The organism is Massilia sp. NBRC 108631, assembly GCF_059704565.1.
Window position 1 is genome coordinate 141,388 of record NZ_BAAKJE010000261.1, and the last position, 25,638, is coordinate 167,025.

At 62.3% G+C, this 25,638-nt stretch carries 23 protein-coding genes and 1 tRNA gene; 19 read left to right on the forward strand and 5 right to left on the reverse strand.

Translation table 11 applies throughout. From position 1 onward, the window contains the following. The first annotated feature begins 30 nt into the window (after positions 1–30). From AC6H42_RS28660 to AC6H42_RS28670, 3 genes are all read left to right on the forward strand, one after another. Positions 31–1,032, forward strand: coding sequence for a class 1 fructose-bisphosphatase (locus AC6H42_RS28660; RefSeq protein WP_057154555.1), 1,002 nt, complete (start codon positions 31–33; stop codon positions 1,030–1,032). Positions 1,033–1,143: 111 nt separating this feature from the next. Continuing rightward, a tRNA-Thr gene (locus AC6H42_RS28665) sits at positions 1,144–1,219 on the forward strand. A gap of 177 nt (positions 1,220–1,396) precedes the next feature. Further along, the gene (locus AC6H42_RS28670; RefSeq protein WP_497549497.1) at positions 1,397–2,614 is read left to right on the forward strand and encodes a tyrosine-type recombinase/integrase; all 1,218 of its coding nucleotides are present in this window, start codon (positions 1,397–1,399) and stop codon (positions 2,612–2,614) included. A gap of 95 nt (positions 2,615–2,709) precedes the next feature. On the opposite strand, the gene AC6H42_RS28675 is transcribed toward AC6H42_RS28670, so the two are convergent. After that, positions 2,710–2,910 carry a helix-turn-helix transcriptional regulator gene (locus AC6H42_RS28675; RefSeq protein WP_497549498.1) on the reverse strand — a complete coding sequence of 67 codons (201 nt, stop codon included), beginning with the start codon at positions 2,908–2,910 and terminating at the stop codon, positions 2,710–2,712. A 631-nt stretch (positions 2,911–3,541) separates the two neighbouring features. On the opposite strand from AC6H42_RS28675, the gene AC6H42_RS28680 reads away from it, so the two are divergent. The 8 genes from AC6H42_RS28680 to AC6H42_RS28715 all read left to right on the forward strand — a co-directional run bounded on the left by AC6H42_RS28680 (position 3,542) and on the right by AC6H42_RS28715 (position 8,123). After that, on the forward strand, positions 3,542–4,042 hold the full coding sequence (locus AC6H42_RS28680) for a DMP19 family protein (RefSeq protein ID WP_497549499.1): 501 nt from the start codon (positions 3,542–3,544) through the stop codon (positions 4,040–4,042). A 156-nt stretch (positions 4,043–4,198) separates the two neighbouring features. Then, complete coding sequence (locus AC6H42_RS28685) at positions 4,199–4,582, forward strand: hypothetical protein (RefSeq protein ID WP_082551702.1); 384 nt, start codon at positions 4,199–4,201, stop codon at positions 4,580–4,582. A 42-nt stretch (positions 4,583–4,624) separates the two neighbouring features. Further along, the gene (locus AC6H42_RS28690) at positions 4,625–5,068 is read left to right on the forward strand and encodes a hypothetical protein (RefSeq protein WP_057154558.1); all 444 of its coding nucleotides are present in this window, start codon (positions 4,625–4,627) and stop codon (positions 5,066–5,068) included. A 97-nt stretch (positions 5,069–5,165) separates the two neighbouring features. Continuing rightward, positions 5,166–5,372 (forward strand): CPCC family cysteine-rich protein, encoded by a 207-nt coding sequence (locus AC6H42_RS28695; protein ID WP_082551703.1) that lies wholly within the window; start codon positions 5,166–5,168, stop codon positions 5,370–5,372. A 124-nt stretch (positions 5,373–5,496) separates the two neighbouring features. Then, positions 5,497–5,766, forward strand: coding sequence for a hypothetical protein (locus AC6H42_RS28700; RefSeq protein WP_157200870.1), 270 nt, complete (start codon positions 5,497–5,499; stop codon positions 5,764–5,766). 170 nt (positions 5,767–5,936) lie between these two features. After that, complete coding sequence (locus AC6H42_RS28705) at positions 5,937–6,299, forward strand: hypothetical protein (protein ID WP_157200871.1); 363 nt, start codon at positions 5,937–5,939, stop codon at positions 6,297–6,299. 7 nt (positions 6,300–6,306) lie between these two features. Continuing rightward, on the forward strand, positions 6,307–6,636 hold the full coding sequence (locus tag AC6H42_RS28710) for a hypothetical protein (RefSeq protein WP_497549500.1): 330 nt from the start codon (positions 6,307–6,309) through the stop codon (positions 6,634–6,636). A 74-nt stretch (positions 6,637–6,710) separates the two neighbouring features. Continuing rightward, positions 6,711–8,123 (forward strand): hypothetical protein, encoded by a 1,413-nt coding sequence (locus AC6H42_RS28715; protein WP_157200873.1) that lies wholly within the window; start codon positions 6,711–6,713, stop codon positions 8,121–8,123. 208 nt (positions 8,124–8,331) lie between these two features. Here the strand turns inward: AC6H42_RS28715 and AC6H42_RS28720 are convergent, their stop codons facing one another. Then, the gene (locus tag AC6H42_RS28720; RefSeq protein WP_497549501.1) at positions 8,332–9,198 is read right to left on the reverse strand and encodes a phage integrase N-terminal domain-containing protein; all 867 of its coding nucleotides are present in this window, start codon (positions 9,196–9,198) and stop codon (positions 8,332–8,334) included. 1,273 nt (positions 9,199–10,471) lie between these two features. Beyond that, positions 10,472–11,251 (reverse strand): transporter substrate-binding domain-containing protein, encoded by a 780-nt coding sequence (locus AC6H42_RS28725; RefSeq protein WP_057154934.1) that lies wholly within the window; start codon positions 11,249–11,251, stop codon positions 10,472–10,474. A 253-nt stretch (positions 11,252–11,504) separates the two neighbouring features. On the opposite strand from AC6H42_RS28725, the gene AC6H42_RS28730 reads away from it, so the two are divergent. The 3 genes from AC6H42_RS28730 to AC6H42_RS28740 are packed head-to-tail and all read left to right on the forward strand — an operon-like array spanning position 11,505 to position 17,384. Beyond that, positions 11,505–16,037: a CHASE domain-containing protein gene (locus AC6H42_RS28730; RefSeq protein ID WP_497549502.1), complete on the forward strand. Its 4,533-nt coding sequence runs from the start codon at positions 11,505–11,507 to the stop codon at positions 16,035–16,037. Between the two features lie 2 nt (positions 16,038–16,039). Then, positions 16,040–16,474 (forward strand): response regulator, encoded by a 435-nt coding sequence (locus AC6H42_RS28735; RefSeq protein WP_497549503.1) that lies wholly within the window; start codon positions 16,040–16,042, stop codon positions 16,472–16,474. Further along, entirely contained in the window at positions 16,467–17,384 is a 918-nt protein-coding gene (locus AC6H42_RS28740; RefSeq protein ID WP_497549504.1) for a diguanylate cyclase, read from the forward strand. Before AC6H42_RS28735 ends, AC6H42_RS28740 begins: the two co-directional genes overlap by 8 nt. Here AC6H42_RS28740 and AC6H42_RS28745 read toward each other — a convergent pair. Together AC6H42_RS28745 and AC6H42_RS28750 are read right to left on the reverse strand one after the other, a co-directional pair. Then, on the reverse strand, positions 17,381–18,136 hold the full coding sequence (locus AC6H42_RS28745) for a transporter substrate-binding domain-containing protein (protein WP_497549505.1): 756 nt from the start codon (positions 18,134–18,136) through the stop codon (positions 17,381–17,383). The two genes, AC6H42_RS28740 and AC6H42_RS28745, sit on opposite strands and share 4 nt — an antisense overlap. Positions 18,137–18,202: 66 nt before the next feature. Then, a complete protein-coding gene (locus tag AC6H42_RS28750) occupies positions 18,203–19,387 on the reverse strand; it encodes a diguanylate cyclase domain-containing protein (RefSeq protein ID WP_497549506.1) in 1,185 nt (394 codons plus the stop codon). Positions 19,388–19,475: 88 nt separating this feature from the next. On the opposite strand from AC6H42_RS28750, the gene AC6H42_RS28755 reads away from it, so the two are divergent. From AC6H42_RS28755 to AC6H42_RS28775, 5 genes are all read left to right on the forward strand, one after another. Next, on the forward strand, positions 19,476–19,808 hold the full coding sequence (locus AC6H42_RS28755) for an ArsR/SmtB family transcription factor (protein ID WP_057154939.1): 333 nt from the start codon (positions 19,476–19,478) through the stop codon (positions 19,806–19,808). Positions 19,809–19,816: 8 nt separating this feature from the next. After that, complete coding sequence (locus AC6H42_RS28760) at positions 19,817–20,074, forward strand: hypothetical protein (RefSeq protein ID WP_157200900.1); 258 nt, start codon at positions 19,817–19,819, stop codon at positions 20,072–20,074. A 26-nt stretch (positions 20,075–20,100) separates the two neighbouring features. Continuing rightward, positions 20,101–20,847, forward strand: coding sequence for a DUF4386 domain-containing protein (locus AC6H42_RS28765; RefSeq protein WP_057154941.1), 747 nt, complete (start codon positions 20,101–20,103; stop codon positions 20,845–20,847). Between the two features lie 253 nt (positions 20,848–21,100). Continuing rightward, positions 21,101–23,683 carry an MXAN_6230/SCO0854 family RING domain-containing protein gene (locus tag AC6H42_RS28770; RefSeq protein ID WP_497549507.1) on the forward strand — a complete coding sequence of 861 codons (2,583 nt, stop codon included), beginning with the start codon at positions 21,101–21,103 and terminating at the stop codon, positions 23,681–23,683. Positions 23,684–23,803: 120 nt separating this feature from the next. Then, positions 23,804–25,531, forward strand: a complete 1,728-nt coding sequence (locus tag AC6H42_RS28775) for an esterase/lipase family protein (RefSeq protein WP_057154943.1) — start codon at positions 23,804–23,806, stop codon at positions 25,529–25,531. Positions 25,532–25,638 lie beyond the last annotated feature (107 nt).

Sequence of the window (25,638 nt, forward strand, 5' to 3'; positions counted from 1 at the left end):
TTTGAATCTGCAAACACCACAAGGAAAACGATGAAACGCATCAGCCTGACCCAGTACCTGGTCGAAGAACAGCGCCTCCACAACACCATCCCGGCCGAACTGCGCCTGCTGATCGAAGTGGTGGCGCGCTCCTGCAAAACCATCTCGCACAGCGTCGGCAAGGGCGCGCTGGGCGACGTGCTGGGCGCGCTGGAAACCGAGAACGTGCAGGGCGAAGTGCAGAAGAAGCTGGACGTGATCTCCAACGAGATCCTGCTGGAAGCGAATGAGTGGGGCGGCCACCTGGCGGCCATGGCGTCGGAAGAAATGGAAACCATTCACCCGATTCCGAACCGCTACCCGATGGGCGAATACCTGCTGGTGTTCGACCCGCTGGACGGCTCTTCCAACATCGACGTGAACGTCTCCATCGGCACCATCTTCTCGGTGCTGAAAGCGCCGGAAGGCATGGTCACGCCGTCCGAGCAGGACTTCCTGCAGCCGGGCGCGCAGCAGGTGGCGGCCGGCTACGCCGTCTACGGCCCGCAGACGCAGCTGGTGCTGACCACCGGCCACGGCGTGAACTGCTTCACGCTGGACCGCGAAATGGGTTCCTGGGTGCTGACCCAGCGCGGCATGCAGATTCCGCCCACCACCAAGGAATTCGCCATCAACATGTCGAACTCGCGCCACTGGCACGCCCCGGTGCAGCGCTATGTGAACGAGCTGCTGGCCGGCGACACCGGTCCGCGCGCCAAGAACTTCAACATGCGCTGGATCGCATCCATGGTGGCCGACGTGCACCGCATCCTGAACCGCGGCGGCATCTTCATGTACCCTGCCGACATGCGCGACACTTCGATGCCCGGCAAGCTGCGCCTGATGTACGAAGCGAACCCGATGGCCTTCATCGTGGAGCAGGCAGGCGGCGCGGCCACCGACGGCAAGCAGCGCATCATGGATATCCAGCCGCACAAGCTGCACCAGCGCGTGCCGGTGTTCCTGGGCTCGCGCGACGAAGTGGCGGTGGTGACCGGCTACCACGCCGAGTGATTTATCGCTTAAAACGAAAAAGCACTAGCGCATCTGGACGGTTTATTGTTAGAATGCGAGCCTCTTTCGCCGTAGCCGGTACGCACCGCTACAGGCGCTAGGTAAGGTTTCGCCGCTGTAGCTCAGTCGGTAGAGCAGCGCATTCGTAATGCGAAGGTCACCAGTTCGATTCCGGTCAGCGGCACCAGTAGTTAGTATTAAGCAGCACCAAGAAGTATCAAAAACCCGCCTCTCTCATAGGGAGCGCGGGTTTTTTGTTGTCTCCGACGGTCTGGCGGCGTAGCATGAAAGCTCAAGGAAATACCGGCAGTTTTGACGGTATCTCCGGCCAGCGCGGAAACGAGATACCGTCAAGGAGGCAGCCATGGCGCTCACCGATACTTTCATCCGGAAGGCCAAACCCAGCAGCGCGGCGGGCGACAAGCACGCCGATGGCGGCGGCATGTATTTGCTGGTGAAGGACAGTGGCAAGTACTGGCGCATGGACTACCGCTTCCTCGGCAAACGCAAGACACTGGCGCTGGGCGTCTACCCGGCAGTGTCGCTGGCAAGCGCCCGCAAACGGCGCGACGAGGCCCGCACCTTGCTGGCCGAGGGCATAGACCCGAGTCAGGCCAAGCAGGAAGGCAAGTACGCCAGGACCGCCGCCGCCGCACAAACCTTTGAAGTGGTTGCCAATCAGTGGCTTCTGAAAGTCGCGCCTAGCCGTACAGCCAGCACGCAAGACAAGATCAAGGGCTGGCTCGACAAGAATGTCTTCCCCGTTATCGGCAGCAAGCCGATTGCCGCTATCAAGCCTCGCGACGTGCTGGCCGCCGTGCAAAAAATGGAAGCGCGAGGCGCCGTGGAGTCCGCCCACCGGGTCAAACAAGTCTGCGGCCAGATCTTCCGGTTCGCGGTGGCGCTCGACCTGGTGGAGCGCGATATCACCGCCGACTTGCGTGGCGCCCTCGCGCCGACGGTGAAAGGAAATTTCGCTGCGATCACGGAGCCGAAGCAGGTAGGGGCGCTGATGCGCGCCATTTACGACTACCACGGCTTTCCAGCGGCCGTGGCAGCGCTCAAACTGGCACCGTTGGTGTTTGTGCGTCCTGGTGAACTGAGGGCCGCAGAGTGGGCGGAAATCGATCTGGACGCGGCAGAGTGGCGGATACCTGCGGCCAAGATGAAAATGAAGGTCGAGCACCTTGTTCCGCTCAGCACTCAGGCAGTGGACATATTGCGCGCACTGCACCCCATCACCGGCGACGGGCAGTATGTCTTCCCCAGCCTGCGCAGCAAAGCCTGCATGAGCGAGAACACAATCAACGCGGCCTTGCGCTATATGGGTTACGGCAAAGAGGTCATGACCGGGCATGGCTTCCGCGCCATGGCGAGAACCATCCTCGATGAAGTGCTCGGCGAGCGCCCTGACCTGATCGAGCACCAGCTTGCCCACACAGTGCGTGATCCATTGGGGCGCGCGTACAACCGCACCTCGCATCTGCCCGCCAGGCGCGAAATGATGCAGCGGTGGGCGGACTATCTGGATAAGCTGCGGGTTGGTGCCGAGGTGGTATCACTTCACGGCACCGGACGATAGGAACCGGTAAGCGAAATGGGGCCGGCCAGCCTTGCCGTCCGGCCCCGTTTCGCTTCCTTGCGATGGATAAGACCCAGGAAAGCTGTCAGAAACGATCAGGCGATGTTGCGGCTGGCGTTAATGCAGCGCTCCTGCCATTGCGCGATTTCAGCCGCATCCCAGGCCACTGACTTCGGCCCGATCGGAATTGGCGCTGGCAGAACGCCATCCTTCACTTTCCGCCAGACAGTGGCGCGAGACCATCCGGTGGCTTCGATCACCGCAGGCAGGCGCAGGAATTTTCTGGGTGTGGTCATAGCGTGCTCCTTCACTTTGTGCGCATTAAAGGGGATGGGAAGTTGTGCCGACTGCGGGGGACAGTCCGTGGCGCTTCGATGAAGAGGCTCTTTGTTCGCGCCAAGGGCTAGGGGCTGCGAGGGCAAGCAGAGCTAATCGACTTAAAAATTTGCTGTGGGGCTCAGCGCGGTTCGCCTGTGCAACTGCGCTGGATGTCCGCACAATCTGAATGTTCAACCAGGGTGACGCTTGAAGGCTTGCCCACTTCTGCAGGGCCAGCTGCTGCCACTGCAATGTAGACGGCGTGGTAGCAGGTGTCAAACGGCGTGCACCGTATTTCCACGAACGGGCATCTCGCGCTTCTGGGTATCTGTGAACTTATGCAAGCCGTAGCTTGCTTCGAACGAACAATGGTGGCATGTGAGAATGTGTGAGTTTTTCCAATTAGCAACCTGATATGCTGCACCATTGGCCGTACCATTGGCTGCATCCGGCCAATATCGGACACTCAGATAACTCGCCGCCGCCCTTACCAATTCCAGAAATCAGATGAAAATTCCATGCTCGAGTTGCCAAGCTTTAATCATGACGGAGACCGCCGCGCGAACTGGCGGGCTGTGCATGCCTTGCAAGTCCGGGACACGCGCGGATATGGAAGCGTCCAAACTCGCTGCGAAGAGAGAGCGCGAACTTGATGCGACCGACCCATTTCGCATTTATTGGCGTGAGCTAGTTGATAGGGTGCACGGGCCATCTGCTGGCTACAGTGAATTGTCAGACTCGGAATGGCAATACTGGGCTGTCGGATGCGTAAGCGGCGAAGTTTACAACGGTGGCTTCCATCAGTATTTTCACAACAGTTCCGGAGCCACCTATTCGGCTGCGCTGGACGGTTTCAAAGCCATGGGTGCTTTGAAAAGTCTGCTTCTGCTGCAGAAAGCAAAGCAGATGATTTTCGGATTCGGGGATGTACCAGAAGACTCTTGTGCCCGGCGAACGATGCTTGTCGCTGCCGAGAGCGATTCGCTTTGGCAGCGATTGGACGAACTTGATAAGCAATTCTGGGAAGACCCGGACAATCTGGCCGTGCTAAGCGAGCAATTTGCTATTAGCTGTAATCTTGTAAAGCTCGCCGGTAGCAATGTGACCTGAACATAGCTGCGAAAGGCGGCTTCTTTGCGGCCGCGACGGAGCTGACCATCTTCAACTCGCCGTCGAGTACAATCGACAGAGTTCGGCCAGAAGCAGCCGTTCGCCCTACGGCTACAACCGGCCAGAAGCAGACGCAGCCATAAAAGGAACGAAGTAATGGATTGGGCACCGATTTCAGAAGTTGACTTATGGGACCTAGTGAGTAAGGCAGAGGCAAGGATGTCGCCCCAGCTTTTTCGCCTGTGGCAGGCAATCAAAATAACTCCGCAGAAATGGAGTGAACAATCGTTCGGAAAAGCAGGCGGTGGATTTTGGGTTGTGGCTCTAGTTGGAAAGAATGTCATCTGGTACAACGATATTGAAGAGGGATTTAATCGCTCCTCATATCGACACCTCGGCGAGATTGCTGCATATTTCTGCAACCAAGATGAGTTGGAGGTCGCTGTTCAAGATGTACTGACGCTCATCGAAACCGGAATCGACTTCACTCCACGCCGTAGCGCGCCCGTTGCTGGAGTCTATCCGCCGCATAGCGGCTAACGGCCACAAGCGGACCTTTCCATGTACGTGAGAATTGAACCAATGAGACCTGTATTCGATACATCTCCTTATTTATGGGCTGACGACGGCTCTCTCCGGGACGTCTACATCCAACAGATGGGGTCAAAGCAGTGGGAACGGTTCGATTCACTGGTCCGCAAGTATGAGCTTTCATACAGCTTTGATGGTGACCACGCCCAGTTCCCAGGAAGCCAAGCTCTTTTTGCTAATCGAGAGGGCAGTCATCTGCTGTCGGTGATGCTCGGCCAAGTAAGCGTCAATTGCCATTTCTTCGTTGACTGGCAGCTCGAGCTTGATATATCACCGCGAGAAATTTCTGGGCCTATTGAGCATGACGCTGTTCTCGACTTCGTGGAACAGCTGTCAGAAGAATTAGAGCTGTCTGCGGACATTACACCGGAAAATAGCGAGACCACGCCATTCATGACGTATTCACCTACAACCCATTCTTGGACGCTACACTAATGCTTAAGGATGGCTGGCAGTTTCCGGCCATTAGCGGACAGCTTTTACCGTCGCTAGCGCAGTACTACCTCGTAGCCTTTTCATATGGAACAAGTTTATGCACGATACATTTCTTCCGTGTCCCTGTTGTGGCTCCAAGGTAATCGACGAACCGGGAGCATATGAAATCTGTGAGATATGTCATTGGGAAGATGACCCGGTACAGTCAAGCAATCCGGCCTATGCTGGTGGAGCAAACAAAGGTAGCCTGCTGGATGCGCGCTCTGCTTGGGCCAAGCAGAACTTAAACAATGTGATTGATTGAAGTTTCGGTTTTTGAACTGCTGCGCTCGGCCAGAAACGCGTTCGGCCCGTATACTGTGGTTCGAAGACTAGAATCCCGAAAAGCGCCTACCACCTTTTTCACAGAACTTCTTACAAACCGCCACATGTCTAATCCAACATTAGTTGCAAGAATCGCAGGTGGACTAGAGGATGTTCAGTTAGGAAAGATTGCTGCCTCTACGTTTGCCGAAATCGTTCGAAACAATGGACGTGCTCTGGAGGCGATGCCGTATGACCTTATCAAAGAAATGGAGAACCTCGCTCATGATTTCGATATTGCGCAATGGTATGACGAGGACGGTTGTTTGCCAGAGCTGGAGTCAGTTCTAGTTCGAACGCAAGCATGGCTCGCCATGCTGCCGCAGGATGCCTGACGCTACAGATAACAACCGCAAAAGCTCCTCGGTGGGGCCGCTTCAGTCTGCTCGTGACAATTCGTGTATTTTGCACATGAGCATGATGCTATCCTGACTGGTGCCGGCCGAGTTCGGCCAGGACCGGCCGCTCAACCTTGCGCCAAGTTTTATAGAAAAGAGATTTCGCAATGCCGTTGAATCATCCAGGAGAAGTTGAGCATTACGCATTTTTCAGCGCGCACTTGGGCCCACGATTTCAGTCGGCGGGTTTGCGAATACAGTTCCATTACAACCAAGAGCCAGGGATACATTTCATTGTCCAGCCGCCAGAAGAGTACGCTGATGCGATTATGAAGGGCCTGAGTCACGGGCTTACTCGTTACTTCCCGAATTTTCCAGATTCTGGCAGTGTGTGGGTTAAAGAAGTTACCGTGCATGATGTAGATTCGTCTCAGGCAGCTTTTTATCGCGTAGGTCTACTGGTCATGAGTCAAGCGTTTGCTTTGGTGGAAATCGCCGAATCAGGTGCACGGATGACGGGCGTGGTTTAGAGATGAGTTGGCTCATTTCGGCCAGGAGTTGCTGGTATGCATCGGCGGTTTTGTTAAGGAAGACATGAAACAGGTTTTACCCTATATTCAAATTGGGATGCACAATGATGAGCATGTCGTCGTCGTTGTGGGCGATTATGAGTTGTCTGATTTCGTTGAGGACTATCTCGGTGACGCCTGCGACTTGCCTTACGATTACCGGACTACGGCCGAACGGCAAGGCGGCGAAATAATCACCTTACACTTCCCTACGTCTGCTCGATTGCAGGAAATAGAGGACAGCCTTAGAAAGCTATCTGCAAGCGAGGTTGAAGATATCTACCGCCTCAGCAATTAGACGAGGCCGACAAGTACCGGCCAGCTACAGGCATTTGATATAAACCTATTGGCGCAGCTCGCGCCGTACCTTAGATGAAAATTTTTCGTTTCTTGTTCGGTCAAAAGAATGAACCAATTGCTTCCACCGAAAGCCATGCAGAACATCGATATCCGCCTGATCGATATGTTGCTGGACGAATTCAAGAAGCTAGATCCGCTAATAATGTTGAAGAATTGCGGACGCTGGCACGTGATTACTCCGGATATGTTCGTGAAGCAGCGATAGCACGGTGCGTTGAGCTAGCTTTGCCGGAGCTATTCGCGCTTGTTGCTGAACGTTTAAATGATTGGGTACCTCAAGTACGTCACTTGGCGCGGAAGGCCCTGGTGACGATGCTCCCCTTTGTACCTTCAAGTCAGGTTCTGTCAACGCTTCCAGCAATTCTACTGGTGCACAGCTCGGGTAGGGATGAATACTCGAGGTGGCTCAATGCTTTCGAAATGGCGGTGACGGAAACAATTCCGGTTGAAGAACTCATTTCGAATGCGGAAGGTAAGAGTATCAAAACAGCACGGGCGTGCATTCACCTGCTCAAGAGGCACAGTTTGTTGGGTACCGTCGAGCTATTCGACTTAATCCTAAGACGCAATGACGATATAGTTCTTGCCAATCTCGCGATGCAATACTGCGCGGAACTGCCGAGAGATGAACAACTTGCCCAATACAAGGCCGCTAGCCGCTCGCACTTCGGTTCTGTTCGCACTATTGCCCTTAAAAAGGTATTGGAAGAAAGTGGTGTCAATGGCCGCCAGTTTGCGAATGCGGCTTTAGACGATCCTCAATCATCCGTCCGTTTTGTGGCGGTGAGTTTTCTTCGTTCTCAGGGAATAGACGTAAGAGCGCGATATCACGAGTTACTCGATACGAAAAATTTAAAGGCGCGAAAACTGAGGATTCTAGTGACTGCGCTTGCCAGCCTTCAAAATGTCGCTGACATACCGCTCATCCAATCGTTTTGCACGAGCTCAGACATATCAGTTCGGCGGGCGGCATTCAATTCTTGGCACAAATTGGCTCCTCAAGCTAAGGACGAAATCGCTCTATGCGCTTTGCAGGACACCGCTCGTGGAGTTCGGAGGTTTTCCTATCAACTCGTTTGCAGATATGGCGCGTACATTCCATTTTCAAGAATCGAAGAAATTCTTTCGCGTTTCGGGGACCTGCAAATGTTACTGATGTTTGCCGAGCGTGAAAAGTGGAGATGGATCGAATGCATCTTGAAATTTAGCCGAGACCTGAATAAGGAAGAATCAGATGCGCTTGGCCTTGGAGAATCGTTGGGGCGATGGTTCGTGTTTTCAGTTCGATCCTTTGAACGTCCCAGTGAGGAGCAAGCCCGGTTTCTTACATCTCCCACCGCGTTAGCCAATTTACACAGGTTGATGCCAAATGGACGTCAGCGGATAGATTTAATCGGCGAAGAAATCAAGGCATTTTATCATTGAATGGCCTTTTTCTGACCGTGCCTAAATCTCTAGTCGCCTCCCAATATTGTCCTCGAGTGATGGTCAAGCAAATGATCCGCCACTTACGAAGTTCCGCAAGGTGGCGACCGGCGGCTTTGGGGCGCAAACAGACTGTCGTTTAATCTGTTACCGCTAGTACGCAAGGTCGGGCCAGCATTGCCCAAAAAGGCCTGCTTCAAGTCATAGGTCATCTACCTAAATAAATCGAAGTGACCTGTTCGCGGAAATGGCCCATCTCCGCCGACAACTGCAGCCGCACAGCGTGATCGACCGACTTGTTGGCCGCATCCAGCTGTTTGGACGTGAGCCCGCCGCTCGCGGGACAAGGCCAGCCGGTCAACTCGGCGTAGCGCCGCTGGGCATACTCATGCCGCAGCCCATGCACGCCATGGACGCCCGCCTTGTCGCATTGCGCCCGGAAGCGGTTCAACTGATCCCGATAGCGCATCTGCGCCGGAATCAGGCTGCCTTTCCCCGCGAGTGTCTTGGCCGCATCCAGCACGGCACGCTGCTGCGCAGTCGTGATCGGCACCTCCCGATACTTGCCGCCTTTGGTCCAGCTATCCTGCAACCGCAAGAAGCTGCCGCAATCGGCCCAGGCAGGCTTGATCTTGATGCTTTCCTCGCGCCGCAATCCGAACGTGGCCTGCAACTGCAAGGACATCCGGGTATAGGGATCGGTCACGCGGGCGAGCATGTCGGCATCGAGCACCTTGGCCTTCGACACATTGGTGACAAACACCCGCTCGGCGATGCCATACGCGTCGTTGGTGCGCGCAATGATGTTGTCCTTGCCGATCTTCTCGGCCCACCAGCGCAGGGCGCTCATGCGGTTCTTGAGCGTCCCGGTGCCGATGCCATCCTGCTTCCATTTATCGAGCAGCGCCGCCACATGCTTCGGTTTCAGGCTGTCCACACTCATATGCCGGAAGCCCCGTTCCGCCAGGTCGTTCGCGCACAGGTTCAACAAGCGCTCGCGGTCGGCCTGCGTCGCAAAGCTGCCATCCCGGTTGCGGTGACAAAGCTGTTTGAGCTGGTAGTTCAAGTCGCGCATGGCAAAGTTCCTCCTTCCGATCATTGGGTTTCTACATCAATGCCGCGTGGTGTAGGTTGGTCAGGTAAGTGTTTCTGGCCACCCGTACTGCCGCAGCAGGACAAGTTGAACTAGGGCCTCGGGACACCACTCCCGTGTATGCGGTTGCCGATACTGCTTGCCTGCGCCGCATGCGCTTGTGGCACCGCTGCGCGGTCCCGGAGGGAACTGCCGCAGCGGGGACCAATCACCCAGGGTCCATGGAGTGCACCTCGTGCACGGATCAAACTCAAACAACCAAGCCCGAAGCGGGCTGAGGGAATCGCAAGGCTTGCTTGCGATGGAGGCGCTTGGCCTCGTCACTGAACACCATCACGCGGAAGTAAGCCGCTTGCCGCCTGAGGCTATGCCGTCGGCGGCGCGTCGTCACTGGCAGCACGCCGCCAGTAACGACGCGCATGCTCGCATCCGTGACAACCACCTTTGGTGACGTCGTATCGCACGGTGTGCGATGGTCGCGGCGATTCGGAAGCGCCTGCAATGCAGGGCTTTGTAGCGGCCCGCTGCCACGGGGAGCTGGCGGGCCAATCCAGACAAGGAGCTTGCCCTTGCCATGCGCGCCGTTTGGCGCTGATCGGGAGCGTATGCTTCCCGGATTCTGTGGCGTGAAGTTCAGGCCACGGTGCCGTGCAATGACGGCTTACTTTGCTGGATAACGTGGACGCGCTTGGCGTCCGGTATGGAGGCGGGTAACGACCGCAACGCCCATGATTTGCATGGGACCACGCTCGACAGCGTGGGGGTGGGAGGAATCCCACCACTTGAGAAACTTCATTCTAAGCCGGGCGGCGGCGTTTGCAAGGGATTCGCCGTGGGCGCTGTCCGAAAACACCAATCGCGGAGCGCCTGAAGATGTGGCGGTATCTTTGGCGGTACTTTTCGAAAAATGGCGGAAATCCCCCTCTGCAGTGCGGTTCCGGTCAGCGCACCAGTAGGAAGAAAAAGGGTTGTATGCGCGAGCATGCAGCCCTTTTTTCTTTTTAAATTGGCGGCTTTATGCCAGCATCGGGCATGAGCACAATCTACCATTTCAGTTTCTGCAAGGACTGGCGCACGGCGCCGCTGGCGTTCTGGGTCCATGCGCCGGTTAAGGGAATGGAACAGCAGTGTTATCCGCCTTTTCCCAGCCGATTTCCACTAGCAGACAGGGGCTGAGCCCATCCGATCCGCTTGATCCAGTACCTTTTCATCGTGCTAGCTTCAACAGCCAGGGCCAGCTGAGTTGGCGCGTGGCTTACCGATAGGATTGCAGTATTTTTTCCAGTATCCCGCCTTGCAATAGCCGCTGCTGGGCCAGTTGCAACTGCGCCAACGTCACGCTGCTGTAGTGGGTTCGTGCGCAGTACAGCGAGAAACGGCTCACCGCCAGCGGCGCCAGCGCCAGCCTGGCCAGGCGCGGATCGTGCAGCTTCAGGTAGGCGAAATCGAGTGTGCGCATGACGGAGACGTCGGTGCGCCCGGCCAACTGCTTGGCCAGTAGCGCCGCCTCGGACGGCGCATCGTCGCGCCACGCGCTGCCGGCGTCGAACAGCGGCGCCAGCTTGCGATACTGGTAGCCGTGCACGGTGCCGATGCGCTTGCCGTGCAGGTCGGCCATGCGCTGCACGGGCGCTGCGTCCGCATTGCCGATTATGCGCTCTTCCACTTCCATGAAAGCCTGAGGCCACTCGTACTGGGCGGCGAGTTCGGCCGGCAGCCATTCCGGGCTGACGAAGCAGCGCAAATCCACCTGGCGGTTGGCCACGGCCTGGTCCTGCCGCTTGCGCGGCAATACCAGGTTCACCGGCGTGCGCCCCAGTTCAGCCGCCAGCGCATCCTGCCATTTCTTGATGATGCCTGGCCCCAGGGCGCTGCGTTGCCCCGCCGTGCCCGTGCGGGGCTGCGCCAGCGGCATGCCGTGGCCATCGACCACCAGGAAGCGCAACGGCGGCAGCGGCGGCGCGGCGTGCAGGGGCGCGACTGCCAGCAGCAGTAGCGGGCTGCGCCATAAGAAGGCGGGAATGGCTTTCATCATTTCATTCTATGCCAGCGGTGAGCGCCGGACTTATTTCCTTTTGCTTAGCCAGACTATATGACAGGCCATGTACCTTTCGGCCTGCCGTTGCTGTAGGCCAGAATCATGAATGCGGCCCCGGCCCGCACATTAATGTACCGCGCGCATGTGTTCCTTTTTTGCTATTTGGCATCAATTCCAGCAGCGGCGGTGATAAGCTGGCGCTACCCACTGGAGGATGAGCTTGAAGCGGATGCCCTTTTCATCTTTGCTGATGATCAACATTGCCTTGGCGCTGGCCTATTACGTCGCCGCGCGCCTGGGGCTGCTGCTGGCTTTCGCCTCGACCAACGTGTCGCCTGTGTGGCCACCCTCCGGCATCGCCTTCGCCGCCTTGCTGCTGCTGGGTTTTCGCTATTGGCCGGGCATCCTGCTGGGAGCATTCGCGGCCAATTTCGTCGAGTTCGCCGTCAATGGCACCTTGAGCGGCGTGCCGGCGTTTGCCGCGTCGCTGTCCATCGCTGCGGGCAATACGCTGGAAGCGCTGTGCGGAACGTGGCTGCTCCGCCGCTTCGTGGGGCCGGGGCCGCTGCTCGACGAGCCGAAGCGCGTCTATGCTTTCGTGGCCGCCGCCGCCGTCATGTCGCTGGTCGGCGCCTCGGCGGGCATGGCCAGCTTGCTGGTGTCCGGCGTGGTCCCGCTGCAAGCGCTGCGGCAGGTGGGGCTGATCTGGTGGCTGGGCGACGCGGCCGGCATCCTGGTGGTCACGCCGTTTATCCTGGCGTGGTCGCGGTGTCCCTGGGCTGGGCGCTGGAACGCGCGGGTGGTGATTGTGACCGGCGCCGGGCTGCTGGTGCTGGGACTGGCCTTGCACCTGCTGTTCGGCCGCCACTATGACGCGGTGCAATCGCACCGGGCGCTGGCCCTGCTGCTGTTGCCCACGGTAGGCTGGGCCAGTTTCCGTTACGGCATGCGCGGCGTGACCTTGCTGCTGTTGCTGCTGAACGGCGCCGCCGTGGTCGGCACCACCCAGGGCCTGGGCCCCTTCAGCACCGGCGCCCTGAACGATGCGCTCTCGTCGCTCGAGGTGTTCATCGCCCTGAGCTGCATGGTGGGCATGGTGCTGGCGTCGGACCGGGAAGCGCACTTGCGGCGCCCCGGGCAGGCCCGCGAGGCACTGCGGCGGGCGAACCTGCTGTACTTGTTCCACTGGTCGGTGCTGTTCGTGTGCCTGGCGCTGACGATTCTGGTGTGGCACTCGGTGGCGAACGGCACCGAACAGCGCGCCAGGGACCTGTTCCAGGCCAAGGTGGAGGATATCCGGCGCCGCGTTTCGGAGCGCATGGAAACCTATACCCAGGTGCTTACCGGCGGCAAGGCCTTGTTCCATGCGTCCAGCGCGATCAGCCGCCACGACTGGCACGAGTATGTTTCCAGCCTGGACGTCGGCACAAAGTATCCCGGTATCCAGGTGCTGGGTGTGGCCGAGCGCGTCACGGACCGGGAGCAGATCGCGCGCAGGATGGCGGCCCAGGGGCTGGCCGGCTACCGGGTGTGGCCGGAAGGCGAGCGCGACAGCTATGTCCCCGTCGCCTTCCCGGAACCGCTGGATGCGGTGAACGCGCGCGCGCTGGGCTTCGACCTGCAGTCCGAACCCGTGCGGCGGGCCGCGCTGGAGCGGGCGGTCGAGAGCGGCGCGCTGGCCACCAGTGGCCGCGTGACCCTGGTGCAGGCGGCACGCAAGACGCCGCGCGCCAGCTTCCTGATTTTCGTTCCCATCTTCCGCAACGGCGCGCCGATCGCCACGCCGGAGCAACGCCGCCAGGCCATCGAGCGCTTCGTGTACGCGGCCTTCCAGATGGACGACTTGATGCGCGGCGTGTTTCCCAGTCCGGTGCCCAAGGTGGCGCTGGAAGTGTTCGATGGCCAATCGACCTCGCCGGAGGCCAGGATCTACTCCGACGCGGCTGGCCCGGGGCAACAGCCGGCTTATCTGCATCCCTACTCGGGCGTGGTCAGCGTCGGCGTGGGCGATGCCACGTGGACGCTGCGGGTGACCTCGCGGCCCGAGTTCGAGTCCGAAATCGACCACGACAAGGCATTGATCGTGCTGGTGGCGGGCATGATGATCAGCCTGCTCTTCTTCAGCGTGGTGCGCGCATTGACCGCCAACCGGGAGGAGGCGATCCAGCGCGCGCTGGCCATTACCAGCGAGCTGCGCCAGTCCGAACGCAAGTTCGGCACCCTGGTCGAGTCGGCGATCGCCTTTTCCATTATTTCCACCGACCTGGACGGCGTGATCCAGGTCTTCAGCGTCGGCGCCGAACGCATGCTCGGCTATGACGCTGAAGACATGGTGGGACGGCAGACCCCGGCGCTGATCCATGTTCCGGAGGAGATTGCGCGGCGCGGCGCGGAGCTGGGCCGGGAACTCGGCCGCAGCGTCAGCGGCTTCGCCGTGTTTGCCGAGCCTGCGCTGCTGGGGCGGGAGGAGAGCCAAGAGTGGACCTACGTGCGGCGCGATGGCAGCACCTTGCCGGTCCGGCTGACCGTGACGCCGATCCGCGACGAGCACGGCGCCGTGACCGGCTTCCTGGGCATCGCCAAAGACATCACCGCGCAAAAACAGACCGAACAGGACTTGCGCGCGGCCAAGCAGCGGGCCGACGCGGCCAGCGAGGCCAAGAGCCAGTTTGTCGCCAATATGAGCCATGAGCTGCGCACGCCGCTGAACGCGGTGCTCGGCCTGGCCGAGCTGCTCAAACGGACCGAATTGAGCACCGAGCAGCACCGCGACCTGGACCTGATCCGGCAGTCGGGCAACACCCTGCTCGGGATCCTGAACGACATCCTCGATTTTTCCAAGGTCGAGGCCGGCAAGATGGAATTGTCGGTGGCGCCCTTCAATCTGGACGCGCTGCTGGCGGCGGTGGCCGTGGTGATGGGCGTCAACGCCGGCAGCGCCGACGTGGAGCTGCTGATCGACGCCGACCCGGCGCTGCCGGCCATGCTGCTGGGCGACGCGCTGCGCCTGCAGCAGGTGCTGGTGAACCTGACCGGCAACGCCATCAAGTTCACCGCGCACGGCAGCGTCGCGCTGCGGGTGCGCGGCACGGTCTCTGCGGCGGGGCTGGCCGCGCTGCGCTTCGAAGTGCACGACACCGGCATCGGCATGTCGCCCGAGCAGCTGGGCCGGCTGTTCTCGGCGTTCACCCAGGCGGACTCGTCGATGACGCGGCGTTTTGGCGGCACCGGCCTGGGCCTGGCCATTTCGCGCCGACTGGTGGAAGCGATGGGCGGCGAGATCGCGGTGGAGAGCCGCGAAGGCGCCGGCAGCGTGTTTACCGTGACGCTAACGCTGCCGGTGGCCGGCCAGGAGGAGGCCGTTCCGGCGCAGGCCGGGGAGCCCGGCGCCGCCGTGCCGGCGGTGCGCCTGTTCGCCGCCAATGCCGCCTCGCACGCGGCGCTGGCGCATGCGGTGCAGCGCCTGGGCTGGCGCGTCCATGCGGCGGACCTCGCCGAAGCGGACGCGCCGGCCGCAGGGATAGTGCTGCTGGACGGGCGGGACTGCGCGGGCGGCGGCGCGGAGGCCATCCTGCGGCGTTTGCGCGGCGGGCCGCCGGCCATCGTCATCGCCTTGTTGAGTTGCCACGAGCGCGCCCGCCTCGAGCCCGGCCTGGCTGCGCTGGGCGCCGATCTGTGCCTCGACAAGCCGGTCACGGCGGCCAGCCTGGAGGCGGGCGTGCGCAGCGTCACGCTGCGGCGCCGGCAGGGAAGCGCGGCGCGCAGCGCGCCGGCGCCGGCCGCACCGGCGCCGCTGAGCGGCAGGGTGCTGCTGGTGGAGGACAATGAGCTCAATCAATACATCGCCAAGGCCATGCTGTCGGCGCTCGGCCTGACCGTCGAAGTGGCCGGCAACGGCCAACTGGCGCTGGACGTGCTGCGGGTGCGGCCGGACGATTTCGCGCTGGTGCTGATGGACGTGCAGATGCCGGTGATGGACGGCTTTGCCGCCGCCAGCGCCATCCGGCAGCAGCTGGCGCTCAGCCTGCCGGTGGTGGCCATGACGGCCGGGGTCATGGAAAGCGAGCGCAACCGCTGTGTCGCCGCCGGCATGGATGATTTCATCGGCAAGCCTGTCGTGGCGGCCCAACTGCGCGACGTGCTGCAGCGCCACCTGCCCGCCGCCGCACCCGCCGTGCCGGCGCCGGTGCCGGCCGGGTCCAAGGTGTTCGACATCGGCGCCTTGCTGGGCGCCATCTCCGGCTATCCCGGCCACATGCAGACCATCACGCAGCTGGTCCGCGCCTTTGTCGATGGCGGCGCCGCCCCGATCGACAGCGCCCGGCAAGCGTGGCAATCCGGCCACGGCGAGACGGCCGCGCGGACCCTGCATGCGGCGCGCGGCGGGGTTGGCACGCTGGGAGCGCAGCGCTTTGCCGCCGCCAGCCTGGCGCTGGAAGAGGCGCTGGCGCAAGGCGACGCGGCGCGCATCGACAGCCTGTTCGCACTGGCCGCCGCCGAGTTCGAGGCGGCGCTGGCGGCGGCCGGCGCGTGGCTGGCCCAGCAGGCGGCCGATCCCGGCGAGACAGCCGGGGCGGTCTCGCCGCAGGCGCTGGATTTGTTCCGGAAGCAGCTCGCTGAGTACAATGTAGCGGCGGTGTCCCATTACGACCAGATCCACCAGGCCTTGCTGCAGGAACTGGGCGCTGAACGTGCGGCCGCCTTGCGCGGGGCCATGGACCGGCTGGACTTTGAAGCGGCCCTGGCCGTGCTGGCGTCGTGCGACATGAGCGCGGAGGGATGAGGATGGAGACAAGCAAACCCGCCAGGGTGCTGATCATCGATGACAACGAGCTGACCCGCACCGTGTTGCGCATGATCATCCAGGGCAACGGCTACGACGTGGTCGGCGAAGCGTCCCTGGCGGAAGCCGGCTTGGAGCGGGCGCTGCAGCTCAAGCCGGACATCGTCTGCCTGGATATCCAGATGCCGGATCGGGACGGCCTGGAAGTGCTGGCGTCGCTGGTGGCGCGCTTGCCCGGCATCGGCGTGCTGATGGTGAGCGGCCAAAACCAGCAAGGCTCGGTGCACGCGGCGCTGGCGCGCGGGGCGCTGGGCTTCATCGTCAAGCCGTTCAACAGCGGCACGGTGCTGGACGCGCTGAGCGCGGCGCAGAACGCCATGCAGCAAGGGCGCACGCGGCGCTACGACGCACTGCAAGGGAAGGAAGAGCATGACTGAGCGATCGGCAGGACGCGAGCTGATCCTGATTATCGACGATACGGTCGAGATGGTGAGGCTGTTGAGCGCCATGTTGCAGGGCGAAGGCGATATCGTGTTCGCCTTGAGCGGCGAGGCCGGCCTGCGGCTGGCGCGCGAGCGGCGCCCGGCGCTGGTGCTGCTGGATGTGCACATGGCCGGCATGGATGGCTACGAAGTGTGTCAGCAGCTCAAGGCCGACCAGGCCGGCGCGGAAACGGCGGTCATCTTCGTCACCGCCAACCACAGCATGGAATGCGAGGTCCGGGCCCTGGAAGCGGGGGGCGCGGACTTCGTCACCAAGCCGCTGAATCCGCCCGTGGTGCTGGCGCGCGTGCGCACCCAGTTGCGCTTGTGGCGGCAGCGGCGGGCGCTGGCCGAGCTGGCTGGGCGCGACGGCCTGACCGGCTTGTACAACCGCCGCCATTTCGATACCCATGCGGAGGCCGAATTCGCGCGCCACCAGCGCCACGGCCTGGCGCTGGGACTGCTGATGATCGATATCGATCATTTCAAGGCATACAACGATCAGAACGGCCATCAGGCAGGCGACGCCGCCCTGATCGCCGTGGCGGGGGCGTTGCAGCAGTGCGCGCGGCGCGCCGGCCACTTTGTGGCCCGCTACGGCGGCGAGGAGTTCGTGGCGCTGTTGCCGCTGGGCGATGCGGCCGGGGTGGCCGGCTGCGGCGAGTCGCTGCGGCAAGCGGTCGAGCAGCTGGCCCTGCCGCACGCGGCCTCCGCGGCGGGCGTGGTGACCATCAGCGCAGGCGGCGCCGCCTGCGTGCCGCAGCCCGGCACGACCCTGGCCGGCCTGGTCGCGGCGGCGGACGCGGCGCTGTACCAGGCGAAGCAGGCCGGACGCAACTGCGTGGTGCTGGCCGAGCGCCGCTAGCGATGGCCGCTTTCTTCGCTGCGGTCGTCCGCGAGCGCGGCGGCGACATGGCGCGCGATGGCGCCGCTGGATTTCATTTTCGACAGGACGCCCGCCAGGCGCGGCGCCAGCATCGCGTGCCGCTGGTGCAGATAGATGTAGACCGGCGTGTCCTGCACCAGACCCGCGTTGTAAATGCCGCCGTAGCGATGGTGCAGCCGGGCCAGCTGCCGCTGTCCGAACTCTTCCAGGTCGACGAAGATGTCGGTCTGGCCCAGCGCCACGTTCTGCAGCCCGATCTGGCTGTCGACCACCGAGGAAATCTGCTGCGGCGGCAGCACCTGCTCGAGGCGCGCCTTGAAGGTGAGGTAGCCGCTGCGGTATTCCACCCGGTAGGCCGTGCCTTTCAGGCTATCCCAGCCGGTGACCTTCAGCCCGGGGAGGCGGGTGAAGGCGGCCACCCGGAACGAGAGCAGGGCTTCTTCCACCCGCACCAGGTTCGGGTGGCTGTCGGCGTAGGCGTAGGCCCGTCCGACTTCGCCGTCGATCTTGCCGGCGTTGGCCTCGATGGTGCCGCGCAGCGGCGGAAACATGCGCACTTCCGCGCTCATGCCCAGTTGTTGGAAGGCGTCCGCGCAGATCAGCGACAGCACCCCGGGCGCAAAGCTGGCTTCCTTGGGGAAAGGGTGGGCCAGCACGATGGTGTCGCCCGCACTGGCCCCGCTGCCGAAGAACAGGCTCGCGCACAACGTCAACAAGACGGCGGATCTCACGATCGCTCCTGGTGGGAAATGGGGATGCAGACCTTGCCTCCATTCTACTCCGTAGCGGAATGCTAGTTACGTGGCCGCAGCCTGCCTGCCCTCATCAGCCTGGATTCCCTTATACATCTCGCAACCGCTCTTGCCGTTGCGCTTCACGTGGTACATGGCCTGGTCGGCACACTGGATCAGCTCGGAGAGGCTGTTGCCGTGCTGGGGATACAGGCCGATGCCTATGCTGGCGCCCAGCCTGTGGCTTTGCCCGTTGACCTGCACCGGCAGGGTGAGCTGGGCCAGCAGTTTCCTGGCGATCTCCGCCGCCTGCCCCTCGCTGTCCAGCTGGGTGGCGATGACGACGAACTCGTCGCCGCCCACGCGCGCGCAGATGTCGGTGCTGCGGGTGTTGCCCTTGAGGCGGGCCGCCACGGTTTTCAGCACTTCGTCCCCCGCCGCGTGGCCGGCCGTGTCGTTGATGGGCTTGAAGTTGTCCAGGTCGATGTAGAACACGCCGACCACCTGGTGCGGACGGGTGGCGAGCACCAGGGCCTGGTCGAACAGGGTGTTCATGTAGCGCTTGTTGTTGAGCCCTGTCAGCGGGTCGAGGAAGGCCAGGTCGAGCGCCTTGGCCTCGGCCTCGAGCAGGCGCGCCTGGAACTGCGCCAGGACCGCGGCCAGCAGCGACAGGTATTGCACCAGCACCAGCACCGTTCCCAGCACAAAGCCGTTCCGGAACCAGCTGGGGAACAAATACAGTATCAGCGGCGCGGCCAGCCAGTGCGCGGCCAGGGCGATGCAGGCGGCCGCCGTGATGGCCAGCGGCAGACCGGGGAACTCGGCGCGTTTTTTCAAGATGAAGCGGGCCATGCAGAGCATGAAGCCGGCATTGACCAGCGCATAGCCGAGCGTGCGCGCCCAGGCGGGAAAGTCGGCGCCCAGCGCGAGGAACAGCCAGGCTTCGGCCGCCAGCGCGGCGGTCCAGAACCAGCGCATGCCGGCGTCCAGGTTCAGGAAGCGCACCAGTCCCGTCATCAGGAAAGGCTTTTCCAGCACGTTGAACACCACGTACACGGCGATGGCCAGGCGCTGGTCCGCCATGGCCAGCAGCACGAACAGGCTCAAACGGGCCATCAGCGCGCAGGAGATGGAAATGGCCCACCAGCCGGCCCCGGAATTGGTGCGGGGCACGCGGCTGATCCAGAGAAACAGCAGGATAAAGATGAAGTAGGTGGTGCTGCCGAATGTATGCACGATTTCGTACGACATCGCCGGTCCCTCCCGATGACTTGCATAACTGAATCTTACCTCATTGAATTTGCTTGACCTTATGTCATGTGTCAGATATTGTTGACAGGTGAGCGCAAACAAACATCCCCTTGAAGGCGACCGGCTGCTGGCGGTATTGGCGGCCTTGGCCAACCCGCACCGGCTGCGCATCATCGCGGCGCTGGTGGCGGGCGGGCGCAACTATGTCAGCCAGCTGGCGCGCGAGCTCGGCATCAGCCGGCCCTTGCTGCATCTGCATCTGCAGAAGCTGGAAGACGCCGGCCTGGTGGTGAGCCAGATGGAAGTGTCGAAGGATGGCAAGGCGCTCAACTATTTTGAGCCCAGCAGCTTTTGCATCGAGCTGTCGCCCGCGTCCATCGCGGAGATGGCCAAAACGCTCCAAGTCCACAACGAACAGTAGGGGTTGCCATGTCTGAAAGCATATACCTGTTGACGATCTGCCTGCCGCTGGGCGCGGCCGTGATCATCTTCGGCATGAAGTATTTCTCGGCGGCGTTCGCCGCCCGTGCCCGCGCCGACAGCGACGCGGCCTACAGCGCGCTGGCCGAGAAGGCGGTGCAGGCGCAGGCGGCCCAGCAAGCCGCCCTGGCCGCCATGCAGGCGGAAGTGGCCAAGCTGTCTTCCAGCCTGGCGTCGGTGGAAAAAATCCTCAAGCAAGTCGAATAATCCGCAGTCTCTCACCGGGAGCAGATATGGACGGCAGTAATCCGATACACCCGCCGCGCGCAGCGCTGCAAACCTATGCGCGGCTGGGCGGCCTGTTGTACCTGGTTATCATCGTCATCGGCTTGCTGGGCGAGACCTTCATCCGGGGCACGCTGGTGGTGGGCGGCGATCCGGCCGCCACCGTGCGCCGCATCCAGGCATCGGAATGGCTGTGGCGGCTGGGCGTGGCGGGGCAGATTGTGCTGCTGGTGTGCGCGGTGGCGCTGACATGGATCTTCTACGTGCTGCTGCGGCCCGTGAGCAAGAATCTGAGCCTGCTGCTGGTGCTGTTCGCCATCACCTCGCTGGCGGTGGAAAGCGTGAGCGCGCTGCAGCTGCAGGCCATGCTCGATACGCTGGCGATGGCGAAATACCTGAAGCCGGAGGACTTGCACCAGTTGCACACGCTGGCCTACCTGACGGTGGTGTCGCACGCCCAGGCATTCGGGCTGGCGCTGGTCTTTTTCGGCGTCGAAATCCTGATCGTCGGCTACCTGATCCGGAAGTCCGGCTTCATCCCCAAGAGCATCGGCGTGCTGATGCAGGTGGCCGGCGCCTGCTACCTGATCAACAGCTTCAGCATGGTGCTCAGCCCAGCGCTGGCCAGCCTGCTGTTCCCGGCCATCCTGCTGCCCGCGCTGGTGGGGGAGGGCGCGTTCTGCCTGTGGCTGCTGATCAGGGGCGCGGCGCCTCAATTCAGTTTGGTCAGCGAGGCTTCGCGCGAACTGCCGTAAAACGAGGCAGGAGGATGCGCGAAGAAACGATCCATCTTTCAGCACGCGACCAGGGAATCTTTGCGCGCGCCTTGATAGAACCATGTCCCAGGTCCGGCAGCACTTTGCAAAGGGCGCTTGCTTGCCCGACTGGGTGTAAAAAGTTTGAAACGCCGTGCGGGATCGGTTACGATGCCAGCAGAGAAGGCTTAGGCCGGACTTCCTTCTACCTCCGATTCAGTCTGGCCGCTTCCCTTCTCCACTTTTTCGCACGATGACAAGCGGCTACTCCGCAACCGATTCCTTACTGCTGCGGCGGCATGCCCAGGTCTGCGTTTCCCCGGGGACGGCGAGCGTTCCGGACTCTTGTCTGGAAGCGTTCGAAGTCAATCTGGCCGGGGCTGGATACGCCGTCTCTTCATCGCTGCGGGAGCGTTTGCGCACGCGCACGCCTCAGGAGCTGGGCGCGCTGCAAGCGCATCTGTTTGAGGTCCTGCTGGCCAAGGTGGGCGGCCAGCACAAGCACGTGCCGCTGTTCCGGCATTTTCCCGACGGCGTGCCGGACGACACTTTCGACCTGTGGTGCCGCAAGGTCTTGAGCCACTTCATGCAGGCGGAAGGCCAGCCTTGCCTGCACTGCGGCCAGACCAGCACGACGCACGTGCTCAATCCGTGCCGCCACGTGGTGTGCGACGCCTGCTTCGACGGCAGTAACTATTCGGCTTGCCCGGTATGCGAGCAGCATGTCGACACGTCATCCCCCTTTTTCAAGCCGGCGCCGGAGCGGACCGGATCAGGTGCGCCCGCCATCCTGGCACTGCTTACGCTGGGCGAGTCGCTGGAGGCATCCGCGCGGGAGCTGTTCCTGTCCCTGTGCGTACGCAAGCAAGTCCTGTCGCCGGTGGATAAGGATGACTTCACCGCGCTGGTCCGGGACAGGGGGGCAGCAGTCCTGGACTGGCTGCCCGCCGAGATCCCGGTGCGTGAAAATGTGGCCACGTTGTTCGGCGAGCTGCTGAAACGGATGCCGGCCGAACCCGTCCTGGCTGCGGCGCGACGCTACTTCAGCAGCGCCACCGACGTCGCGCGCCTGATCGCTGCCTACTCGGATGCGGATGTGGCGCTGCAAGGCCAGACCGTGTACCGCGCGCGCAAGACCGCCGAATTGCGCGGCATGGCGAAGTACAAGCATATGTTTTCCGCCTGGTCTCACTGGGGCCAGCAGCAGTCGATACAACTGCCGGTGCTGGTCAAGCGCTTCAAGGTGGCAAAGCTGGGCCGCCCGCTGCGCCGCGCCTTGCTGGCCTGCCTGGAGAGCATGAACCCGGATGCCTTGACCGAAGACATGCTGCGCCACCGTTCGTACTGGGTCTGGTTGGGGGAGTTCTTGCATCCGCATGAGTACCGCGCGCGTTTCCCCAACACGGCGCGGGCCTTCGAGGTGGTGCGCAAGAAGGCTCCTGATGGAACCCGGCCGGCGCCGTTCCAGGGCTACTATTCGAAGCTTGAAAGCGCCGCCCTGCGGCAAGACGCAGGAGGCATGACCGCCTTGCTGGCGCAGCGTCCCGGCGAGCTGGCGCGCCGCTTCGACCATGCGTTGCGGGTGGCGGGCAGCGACGCCGGTGCGGTCGATCGCCTGCTGGCGGAGCTATCGGCCGCCGCGCCGCGCCTGGCGACCCCGGTGCTGCTGACGCTGTGTGCCTTGCTGCCTACCCGCGCGGTGGCCGGCAGGACGCGCGTCTACTGGCCGAAAGGGAAAGTCAGCAAGGGCGTGTTCGCGCCGGATGAGCGGCCGGCATTGCCTGCATGGGCAATTGAGCGCGCGCTGGCCGTGCTGGAAAGCGAGCTGCTGCGCCGCTTCGCCGGGAAGGAGCGCTTTCCTGTGTTCCTGATCGATACCCGCCTGAAGGACGTCATGGTTCCCTTCAACGAGCGCACGGCGAGCCGCTCGGCGATCCAGATGCCCAGGGGATCGGCCATGGAAGTGGCCCTGGCGGGCACCATGCGGTTGTTCCTGCACTGGTGCGAGCCGCAGTCGGGAGGCAGCGTCACGGACCTCGATCTCTCGGTGGCGTTCTATGACAAGGACTGGCGGTTCTGCGGAACCTGCTCGTACTACCAGCTGAAGTTCGATTCCGCCAGCGGCGGGGAGATCGCGCGCAGCGCCGGCGACCTGCGCAGCGCGCCTTATCCCGGCGGCGCCACCGAGTTCATCGACATCGACTGCGGGCGCGCGCAGGCGGACGGGATCCGCTATGCGGTGGCCGTGTTGAACAACTATGCCGGCATGCCGTTCGAGCAACTGGAGCATGCCTACGCAGGATTGATGCAGCTTGACGATCCCCATGGCGCGCACTTCGATGCGAGGGCGGTCAAGCTGAAATTCGATCTGCAGGGCGAGAACGGCATCTTCATGCCGCTGGTGCTGGATTTGTCCGCCCGGCGGATGCACTGGCTGGACGTTTATTCGAAAGGCGAACTGGCTTTCAACAATGCCGACAGCTCGAATGCCGCCATCACCGCCATTTGTCCTACGCTGATCGGGTACTTTGCCAGCGGTATCCGGCCCTCGCTCTACCAGCTCGTGCTGCTGCACGCCGCTGCCCGCGCGGACCGCGTCGTGCTGCGGGGAGAGCAGGATGCCGTCTTTGAACGGCGCGGCGGCGAGGACGGCATGGCTTTCCTCAAGCGGCTGCGGTCAGGGGCCGGAGCGCCTTGCGCGGCCTTGCCGGACGACCGGCCGGTCTGCGCAGCCCTGCTCGAGGGCGACATAGCACTGCCGGCGGGCAGCCAGGCCTATATACTCCAACCCGGCATTAGCGCCGGCACCCTGTCGCCGGCCGATTTCCTGTCCTGAGCCCGGTGCGCACGCTAGCTCAGCCGCGCGGCACAATTTTTTTGAATCGCGTAAATTATGTAGAATTAAACAACTATGCGAGCGGGGCGTTAATAGCATGATGAAAGTGAGACGGGACTGATGGCCAGCGTGCCTGATGAAATCGAGCGCGGCCAGCAATCGATACCGGATGCCAAGGGCATGCCGACATTTACTTGGCAGACCACCAGCTCCCTGCTGGCGGACGCGGTCAAGCTCACCATGCCGCCGTCGCACATTTTGCCCATCATCTTTGTGCCGGGCATCATGGGCTCCAACCTGTCCAGCACCGACGGCGACGAGGTCTGGGTGCTGAACAAGACCGCCGGCGCGCCGCTCGGCCTGGCGCTGATGTGGGCCAAGCGCGGTTCGGGCACGCGCCAGAAAGTGCTGCACCCGAAACGCACCCAGGTCTACCGCGAAGGCGCGGTGCCCAAGAAGGGCGTCGGCACCATCCGCGACAAGGCGCATTTCATCCAGCGCGGCTGGGGCGAGGTGTCCGAAGCCAGCTATCACAAGTTCCTGCTGTGGCTGGAGCAGAAGATGAACGCCGAAGGCTACGACCCGGCCTACTGGGACGACTTCTCCTATACCTCCGTGAGCGCCACGCCCAAGCCGGGCGAGAAGCCGCCGCCGCGCAAGCTGCCGCCCGGGATCACGATGGACATGAGCGGCCTGCCGCGCGTGGCCGAGGACGACCACTTTACTACGCCCATCCTGTCGGACGACCTGCTCAAGCGCGCCAAGTGCCGTTTCCCGGTGTACGCCTGCGGCTACAACTGGCTGGCCTCAAATACCGAGGCGGCCGACGCGCTGAAGGAACGCATCGCCGCAGTCATCGCCGAGAACAACAAGGGCGCGTACAAGTGCGAGCAGGTGATCCTGGTGACGCACTCCATGGGCGGCCTGGTGGCGCGCTGCTGCGCGCAGCTGGACGGCATGGCGGGCAAGATCGCCGGCATCGTGCACGGCGTGATGCCGGCGGTGGGGGCGGCGGTGGCGTACCGGCGCTGCAAGGTCGGCATGCGCGAGGAAAGCTTCGCTGCGGGCCTGGTGATCGGCTCCAACGGGCGCGAGGTGACGGCGGTGTTCGCGCAGGCGCCGGGCGCGCTGCAGCTGCTGCCTTCCATCGAATACGGCCCGCACTGGCTGAACATCAAGGACGACAAGGGCCACCCGGCCGAACCGCTGCCCAAGGCCGATCCGTACGCGGAAATCTACCTGGAGCGCTCCGCGTGGTGGGGCCTGGTGCGCGAGGAATGGCTGTCGCCCAAGGACGGCCTGGCGATCAAGTGGAACGAGTTCGCCAAGAACGTCAAGCTGGCCAAGGCCTTCCACGACGAGCTGGCGGGCCAGTACCATGCGCAGACCTATGTGTTCTACGGCGGGAAAGTGGGCAATGGCGATGGCTTCGACAGCTTCGAGAAGATACACTGGAACATGAAGCGCGGCATGTCGCCGGGCGGCAAGGCGCCGGACCTGGCCGGCGCCCTCGAGTACGGCCACGACAAGGTGCGCACCGACGGCAGCAACAAGCTTTACATGGGCGGCCAGACGGAATACATGCCGGACTATTCGGGCTACGGCGCCGGCGGCCATGTGTATGAAACCAGTTTCTACGAGATCTCCTGCGGCATGCAGGACGGCCACGGCGACGGCACGGTGCCGGCCAGTTCCGGCAAGGCGCCGCGCAAGTCGGGCGGCGGCAATATCAAGCAGCAGTTCAGGCTGAGCGGGTTTGAGCACGAGCCGGCCTACGGCGACGCCATCGCGCAAAAGGTTACGCACTACGCGATCACCAAGATCGCGGCTATCGCAAAGCTGGCATGAAGAAAATACTTATATCGGGCATGGCCGTCCTGCTGGCGGCGTGCCCTTTGGTGGAGGCTAAACCCGTGGCTATCAGCAAGGAAACCCGTGCCGTGTGCATGGGAAGG

Coding starts and splice junctions, on each gene's coding strand:
- AC6H42_RS28685 (WP_082551702.1), top strand. CDS start 4,199: ATGGATTGGGCACCGATTTCAGAAGTTGACTTATGGGACCTAGTGAGT.
- AC6H42_RS28695 (WP_082551703.1), top strand. CDS start 5,166: ATGCACGATACATTTCTTCCGTGTCCCTGTTGTGGCTCCAAGGTAATC.
- AC6H42_RS28670 (WP_497549497.1), top strand. CDS start 1,397: ATGGCGCTCACCGATACTTTCATCCGGAAGGCCAAACCCAGCAGCGCG.
- AC6H42_RS28690 (WP_057154558.1), top strand. CDS start 4,625: ATGAGACCTGTATTCGATACATCTCCTTATTTATGGGCTGACGACGGC.
- AC6H42_RS28720 (WP_497549501.1), bottom strand. CDS start 9,198: ATGCGCGACTTGAACTACCAGCTCAAACAGCTTTGTCACCGCAACCGG.
- AC6H42_RS28765 (WP_057154941.1), top strand. CDS start 20,101: ATGGACGGCAGTAATCCGATACACCCGCCGCGCGCAGCGCTGCAAACC.
- AC6H42_RS28750 (WP_497549506.1), bottom strand. CDS start 19,387: ATGTCGTACGAAATCGTGCATACATTCGGCAGCACCACCTACTTCATC.
- AC6H42_RS28675 (WP_497549498.1), bottom strand. CDS start 2,910: ATGACCACACCCAGAAAATTCCTGCGCCTGCCTGCGGTGATCGAAGCC.
- AC6H42_RS28740 (WP_497549504.1), top strand. CDS start 16,467: ATGACTGAGCGATCGGCAGGACGCGAGCTGATCCTGATTATCGACGAT.
- AC6H42_RS28775 (WP_057154943.1), top strand. CDS start 23,804: ATGGCCAGCGTGCCTGATGAAATCGAGCGCGGCCAGCAATCGATACCG.
- AC6H42_RS28715 (WP_157200873.1), top strand. CDS start 6,711: ATGAAAATTTTTCGTTTCTTGTTCGGTCAAAAGAATGAACCAATTGCT.
- AC6H42_RS28660 (WP_057154555.1), top strand. CDS start 31: ATGAAACGCATCAGCCTGACCCAGTACCTGGTCGAAGAACAGCGCCTC.
- AC6H42_RS28760 (WP_157200900.1), top strand. CDS start 19,817: ATGTCTGAAAGCATATACCTGTTGACGATCTGCCTGCCGCTGGGCGCG.
- AC6H42_RS28700 (WP_157200870.1), top strand. CDS start 5,497: ATGTCTAATCCAACATTAGTTGCAAGAATCGCAGGTGGACTAGAGGAT.
- AC6H42_RS28730 (WP_497549502.1), top strand. CDS start 11,505: ATGATCAACATTGCCTTGGCGCTGGCCTATTACGTCGCCGCGCGCCTG.
- AC6H42_RS28705 (WP_157200871.1), top strand. CDS start 5,937: ATGCCGTTGAATCATCCAGGAGAAGTTGAGCATTACGCATTTTTCAGC.
- AC6H42_RS28680 (WP_497549499.1), top strand. CDS start 3,542: ATGGAAGCGTCCAAACTCGCTGCGAAGAGAGAGCGCGAACTTGATGCG.
- AC6H42_RS28770 (WP_497549507.1), top strand. CDS start 21,101: ATGACAAGCGGCTACTCCGCAACCGATTCCTTACTGCTGCGGCGGCAT.
- AC6H42_RS28735 (WP_497549503.1), top strand. CDS start 16,040: ATGGAGACAAGCAAACCCGCCAGGGTGCTGATCATCGATGACAACGAG.
- AC6H42_RS28725 (WP_057154934.1), bottom strand. CDS start 11,251: ATGATGAAAGCCATTCCCGCCTTCTTATGGCGCAGCCCGCTACTGCTG.